The following is a 6,144-nucleotide window of genomic DNA, read 5'->3' as shown; positions in this document are numbered from 1 at the left end:
GAATCATTACCGAATAATCATCGAGTAAAAAATAGACCAAACTGCGATAAGCCCAGTAAGTTCTAATGTACATAGAAATAAACTATGTTACTAAATATTTCAGCTTGCGATATTTTCATAACAACATGATTTAAAATAAATAAAATAGAGAATTTAAGCTACCCTCTACTAGCAGTGAAATTATCGGCCTAATTTTATAGTGTATTTAACTACCTACCATGAAATTGCAAGTGATTAATATCAATTTATTCACTAACCAACTGTAAGTTTTACATTTTTCTTGTGTGGTACAGGAGCGGTACAATAATTTAGCAAGAAAGCACTATATTAAAGAATAATATTAAAAGAAAACAGAAGGATACTTATCTAAGCTTATGAAAAGTATCGGTCATATTGATAATACGTTCAAATATCAAACTAAATCTTAGGTACATACATATTAAGTGAAGCCAACACCGCCACCGCTCGAATAAAACGAAAATTTAATTCTATAAATATATTATTAATCCATCTTCTATGCTTTTCGAATCACAGCTAGGCGGCAAGAGAGCGAAGCCCTAGGAGCATACATAAGTATGTGACTAGGGTTCGTGAATGCAGCCAACAACGCAGTGATGTAAAAGGCGCCGAAAATTAAGCCGGATTATCGATATCGATAAATTCGGCATCTAATCCATGTTCATCCACCAGCCACTGAGTCAGTGCTTTGATCCCATAACGCTCTGTTGCGTGATGCCCTGCACTGTAGAAATGGATACCCATTTCTCTTGCTATATGAATGGTTTGCTCGGAAACTTCCCCTGTTACAAAGGCATCTACGCCAAATTCCGCCGCTTGTAGGATGAAACCTTGCCCTCCTCCTGTACACCATGCAATTTGGCGAATTTCTTCTTTTGCATTATCACCACAATGAAGAACTTTACGGCCAAGGCGAGTTTCTAAGCGAGACGTTAATTCTGAAGGTGTAATGGGTTGATCAAAAAAACCAAATGGCATTAATGGGTCAATTTGGCCGTTCACCTGCACCCCCATAATATAGGCAAGCTGAGTATTATTACCTAGTTGGTGATGTGCATCTAATGGGAGGTGATAACCATATAGGTTGATATCATTCGCTAATAATGTTTTTAAGCGATTTCTCTTCATGCCTTTGATAATGGCTGGCTCATTTTTCCAAAAATAGCCATGATGAACAATGACGGCATCAGCTTTCTTTTCAACAGCAACATCCAGCAATGCTTGGCAAGCTGTCACCCCTGTGATGATTTTATGTACATGGGGTCGCCCTTCAACTTGCAATCCATTCGGTGCAAAATCTTGGAACTCACTAACTTTCAATTCTTCATTAATGATTTCTTCTAATCTTAAATTATGCATTATGTTGTCCTTTTTACTGCACAGCTAAACGGTTTATCCACCAGTTTGAACGTAATTGACTGATAATCAATAAGCATAAACGGAAACATAATTTTTTTCTGTGTTATTTAGAACAAATCGAGGGCATTAATCGAGAAAAACCCAAGTGGATAGTAAATGAAAGTAAGAAAATAAAAAAACAAAACCCCCACAATTCAACATTGTAGGGGTTATTACTCGCCATTAAGTACTAAATTAGCGGTGACTTTCCAGCGTTGTCTCTGAACGTTCTAGCCAAACCGGTTTATCACTGGTTTTTGCCCAAACTTTATGTAAATGGCTATAAAACTTTGCTCTTTTTGGATAAAAAACCATAACCGGAAACGCAATAATGCCAGCTGTTACAGCAGCAGTGCGGCGTGCAAGTACCTGATTACGGGAATATTCGCGATATGTGGACATCGGTATCCTCCTTCAGTTGCCACTTTATTTGTCGATTCCAGCTTTGCTCTACCATTCCCCATTAACACACATTTCCCATTAACACAGTAGTAAAGAGCGACTAAAACCGAACAGATAATATGAAATATATTGACTGTAGATAGGATATCGCAAATTGTGTAATAAAACCACTCATCTGACCACTTAGTATGTAAATTTTTCTAAAAAATCTGTTCATTCCGTATTTTTATTACATTTTTTAACCAATTAATGTTTTATTTGTACATTTAAATTACAATTATTTAACAAATAAATTAATAAAACCACACGCCACTTTCTCTATTAAGCACTCTCTTCTTGCTCGATAAATAACCATTTTTATACTTTTTTTACACCCTACCCGTGATTTTTATCAGCTTCTTTACAACGAACTCTTTAGCCTTATCTCATGGAAATAATAAGGAGAAAATACTGTGTCATTACTTTCCATTATTGGGGCAGTTCTCGTTGTTTTACTGCTGGCGTATCTGATTTATGCCCTGCTTAACGCGGAGGATTTCTGATATGACTACCACTACATTGTTATTTTTAGGTAGTTTTTTACTGATCTTATTCATCTTAGCAAAACCTTTAGGTAACGGTATTGCTCGGCTAATCGACAATGATATACCTCGTCGGTTAGCAAGCAGTGAGTCCTTACTTTGGCGCCTTGCTGGAGTCAAACAACCAGGGCGTGAAATGGCTGAGATGAATTGGCGACAATATGCCTTAGCAATTGTATTATTTAATCTTTTAGGCTTTGTTTTATTATTCGTTATTTTAATCTGCCAAGGCCGTTTACCTCTTAACCCTCAACACTTTGAAGGGATGAGCTGGGATTTAGCCTTTAATACCGCGGTTAGTTTTGTTACTAATACTAACTGGCAAGCCTATAGCGGCGAAAATACATTAAGTTATTTAAGCCAAATGGCAGGGCTGACTGTACAAAACTTTCTTTCCGCAGCGACAGGCCTTGCTGTGGCCTTCGCAATTATTCGTGCTTTTTCACACCATGGCAATAAAACTGTCGGTAATGCGTGGTTAGATATTTACCGCATTACTGTGTATTTGCTTTTCCCTTTAGCGATTATTTTTGCGCTATTTTTTGTCAGCCAAGGTGTGATCCAAAATTTTTCCAATTATTTACTTATTCATCCTTTAGATAGCAGTGAACAGCTATTACCGATGGGGCCAGTTGCGTCCCAAGAAGCGATAAAATTGCTCGGCACAAATGGTGGTGGGTTCTTCGGCTCTAATTCATCGCACCCTTTTGAAAACCCAACTGCACTGAGTAATTTTGTGCAAATGTTAGCGATTTTCCTAATCCCTACTGCACTTTGCTTTGCCTTTGGTCGTGTCGTTGGTAACAACAAGCAAGGCCATACCTTACTCTGGGTTATGGGGATCATTTTTGTGGTTGCTGCCATAGTCGTAGTTAAAGCGGAATATGTGGGAAACCCATTTTTAGCCGAACTGCATGCCACTAGCTCTGCCAATATGGAAGGAAAAGAGAGTCGTTTTGGGATTGTCGGCTCCGCTTTGTTTGCCGTCGTCACCACCGCAGCCTCTTGTGGAGCGGTTAACGCAATGCATGACTCATTTACCGCAATGGGCGGAATGGTACCAATGTGGTTAATGCAAATTGGTGAAGTGGTATTTGGCGGTGTCGGTTCCGGTTTATACGGCATGTTGCTATTTGTATTACTCGCAGTCTTCCTTGCTGGTCTCATGATTGGTCGTACACCTGAATACCTGGGTAAAAAAATTGAAGTGCGTGAAATGAAAATGGTCGCACTGGCGATTTTAGTCACCCCAACCTTAGTGCTACTTGGTACAACTATTTCATTAATGACCGAAGCTGGGCGTGTAGGGATTTTAAATCCAGGCGCGCATGGGTTTAGTGAAGTGCTATATGCCTTTTCTTCTGCCGCCAATAATAATGGTAGCGCTTTTGCAGGGCTCAGCACGAATACGCCGTTCTACAATGTGCTACTTGCAATAGCCATGTTTATTGGTCGTTTTGGTGTGATCCTTCCCGTCTTAGCGATTGCAGGCTCAATGGCCAATAAAAAGCCACAAGCCCAAAGCCATGCCACTTTACCCACAACAGGACCTTTATTCATTGGGTTACTTATTTTCACCGTGCTTCTCATTGGCGCACTCACCTTTGTGCCGGCTTTAGCATTAGGGCCAATCGCTGAACAATTACACATTGGTTTTGCAGGATAATGAAGGGAAAAAAATGAAAAATAAACAAACTAAATTATTCAACAATCAATTAATTAAACAATCTATTATTGAATCAATCAAAAAATGCACCCCGCAAGCGCAATGGCGTAACCCAGTGATGTTTGTAGTCTTTATTGGCAGTATTATCACTACGTTACTTTGGTTAGCCATGGTAATGGGTTACACACAAGGTAGTGCTTGGTTCAGTGGTATGATCACCCTTTGGCTGTGGTTTACGGTTATTTTTGCCAACTTTGCGGAAGCGCTCGCTGAAGGGCGTAGCAAAGCACAAGCCCAAAGCTTAAAAGGCGTAAAGCAACAAAGTAGCGCAACGCGTTTAGCGTCTGCTTCGCTGGATGCCAATCAAGAAATAGTGAATTCAGATCAGTTACGTAAAGGCGATATTGTGTTGATCCGTGCTGGAGATACCATTCCTTGCGATGGGGAAGTCATCGAAGGCGGCGCCTCTGTGGATGAAAGCGCAATTACAGGGGAATCAGCTCCAGTGATCCGTGAATCTGGTGGTGATTTTTCCTCTGTAACAGGGGGAACTCGCGTACTTTCCGATTGGCTGATCGTGGAATGTACGGTCAACCCCGGTGAAACCTTCTTAGATAGAATGATTTCCATGGTTGAAGGTGCGCAACGCCGTAAAACACCCAATGAAATCGCACTCACCATTTTGTTAACTGCATTAACGATCATTTTCGTCCTTGTCTGTGCAACTTTGTACCCCTTTACCTCTTTTGCCGCAGATTATGCCGGTGCTGGCGATGCAGTTTCTATTTTAGTGTTGATTGCTCTATTAGTTTGTTTAATCCCAACCACCATTGGTGGCTTGCTTTCGTCTATCGGTGTAGCAGGGATGAGCCGCATGCTAGGAGCCAATGTTATTGCCACCAGCGGGCGTGCCGTAGAAGCTGCGGGAGATGTTGACGTTCTATTACTCGATAAAACGGGGACAATTACACTGGGAAACCGCCAAGCCTCGGAGTTTTTACCGCTAACGGGGATCACTGAACAGCAACTGGCTGATGCAGCACAGTTATCCTCTTTAGCCGATGAAACACCAGAAGGTCGCAGTATTGTGATACTGGCAAAACAAAAATTCAATTTACGTGAAAGAGATATTCATGCCCTGAATGCGACTTTTGTTCCTTTTTCTGCGATGACGCGTATGAGTGGCGTCAATATTGGCGAACGGATGATCCGCAAAGGTTCTGCGGATGCGATCCGTCGTTATATCGAAGCTAACCACGGTAAATTCCCACTAGAAGCCGATCAACTGGTCGAAAAAGTTGCTCATTTGGGAGGAACCCCACTCGTTGTCGTTGATAACCAAACTGTATTAGGGGTTGTGGCACTCAAAGATATCGTTAAAGGTGGAATGAAAGAGCGTTTTGCTCAAATGCGCAGTATGGGCATCAAAACCGTGATGATCACGGGAGATAACCACCTAACCGCCGCTGCTATTGCGGCAGAGGCTGGGGTTGATGATTTCCTTGCTGAAGCCACACCGGAAGCCAAACTGGCGTTGATCCGCCAATATCAATCTGAAGGCCGCTTAGTTGCCATGACAGGTGACGGCACCAACGATGCGCCAGCACTGGCGCAAGCGGATGTCGCAGTGGCAATGAACTCTGGCACCCAAGCGGCAAAAGAAGCCGGTAACATGGTTGATTTAGACTCTAACCCAACCAAATTAATTGAAGTCGTGCATATTGGTAAACAAATGTTGATGACTCGCGGCTCATTAACCACCTTCAGTATTGCCAATGACATTGCTAAATATTTTGCCATTATCCCTGCAGCTTTTGCGGTGACATGGCCACAATTAAATGCATTAAATATTATGCAATTACATTCACCTGCGTCCGCTATCCTTTCTGCGGTCATCTTCAACGCATTGATTATTATCTTCTTGATCCCTTTAGCCATTAAAGGTGTCCATTATCGCCCAATGAGTTCCCAATCATTATTGCAACGTAATTTAGGCATTTATGGCTTAGGCGGGTTAATTGTGCCATTCGTTGGGATCAAACTGATTGATCTGCTTATTAGTTTTTTTGGAATATAAGG

General features: G+C 41.4%; 5 protein-coding genes. 3 read left to right on the top strand and 2 right to left on the bottom strand.

Annotation, left to right across the window (positions count from 1 at the left end):
* Window positions 1-633: 633 nt before the first annotated feature.
* Window positions 634-1,377, bottom strand: coding sequence for a type 2 GTP cyclohydrolase I (locus PSE83_RS19915; RefSeq protein WP_181489493.1), 744 nt, complete (start codon window positions 1,375-1,377; stop codon window positions 634-636).
* Between the two features lie 234 nt (window positions 1,378-1,611).
* Entirely contained in the window at window positions 1,612-1,818 is a 207-nt protein-coding gene (locus PSE83_RS19910) for a YbfA family protein (RefSeq protein ID WP_036957942.1), read from the bottom strand.
* Between the two features lie 452 nt (window positions 1,819-2,270).
* Between PSE83_RS19910 and kdpF the strand changes: the two genes are divergently transcribed.
* The 3 genes from kdpF to kdpB are packed head-to-tail and all read left to right on the top strand — an operon-like array spanning window position 2,271 to window position 6,142.
* On the top strand, window positions 2,271-2,360 hold the full coding sequence (gene kdpF, locus PSE83_RS20445; protein ID WP_071585860.1) for a K(+)-transporting ATPase subunit F: 90 nt from the start codon (window positions 2,271-2,273) through the stop codon (window positions 2,358-2,360).
* 1 nt (window position 2,361) lies between these two features.
* Complete coding sequence (gene kdpA / locus PSE83_RS19905) at window positions 2,362-4,065, top strand: potassium-transporting ATPase subunit KdpA (protein ID WP_112307271.1); 1,704 nt, start codon at window positions 2,362-2,364, stop codon at window positions 4,063-4,065.
* Window positions 4,066-4,078: 13 nt separating this feature from the next.
* Window positions 4,079-6,142, top strand: a complete 2,064-nt coding sequence (gene kdpB / locus PSE83_RS19900; protein WP_272661048.1) for a potassium-transporting ATPase subunit KdpB — start codon at window positions 4,079-4,081, stop codon at window positions 6,140-6,142.
* Window positions 6,143-6,144: the final 2 nt, after the last annotated feature.

The sequence above is a fragment of the Providencia sp. PROV150 genome (assembly GCF_028481025.1).
Lineage (GTDB): Bacteria > Pseudomonadota > Gammaproteobacteria > Enterobacterales > Enterobacteriaceae > Providencia > Providencia hangzhouensis.
Note: the sequence above shows the minus strand (reverse complement) of the source record. Positions and strands in the feature narration are given on the sequence as shown.

What these genes read in the sequence shown, in the direction of transcription:
- PSE83_RS19910 (WP_036957942.1), bottom strand. Translation starts at nt 1,818, where the DNA reads ATGTCCACATATCGCGAATATTCCCGTAATCAGGTACTTGCACGCCGC.
- kdpB (WP_272661048.1), top strand. Translation starts at nt 4,079, where the DNA reads ATGAAAAATAAACAAACTAAATTATTCAACAATCAATTAATTAAACAA.
- kdpA (WP_112307271.1), top strand. Translation starts at nt 2,362, where the DNA reads ATGACTACCACTACATTGTTATTTTTAGGTAGTTTTTTACTGATCTTA.
- PSE83_RS19915 (WP_181489493.1), bottom strand. Translation starts at nt 1,377, where the DNA reads ATGCATAATTTAAGATTAGAAGAAATCATTAATGAAGAATTGAAAGTT.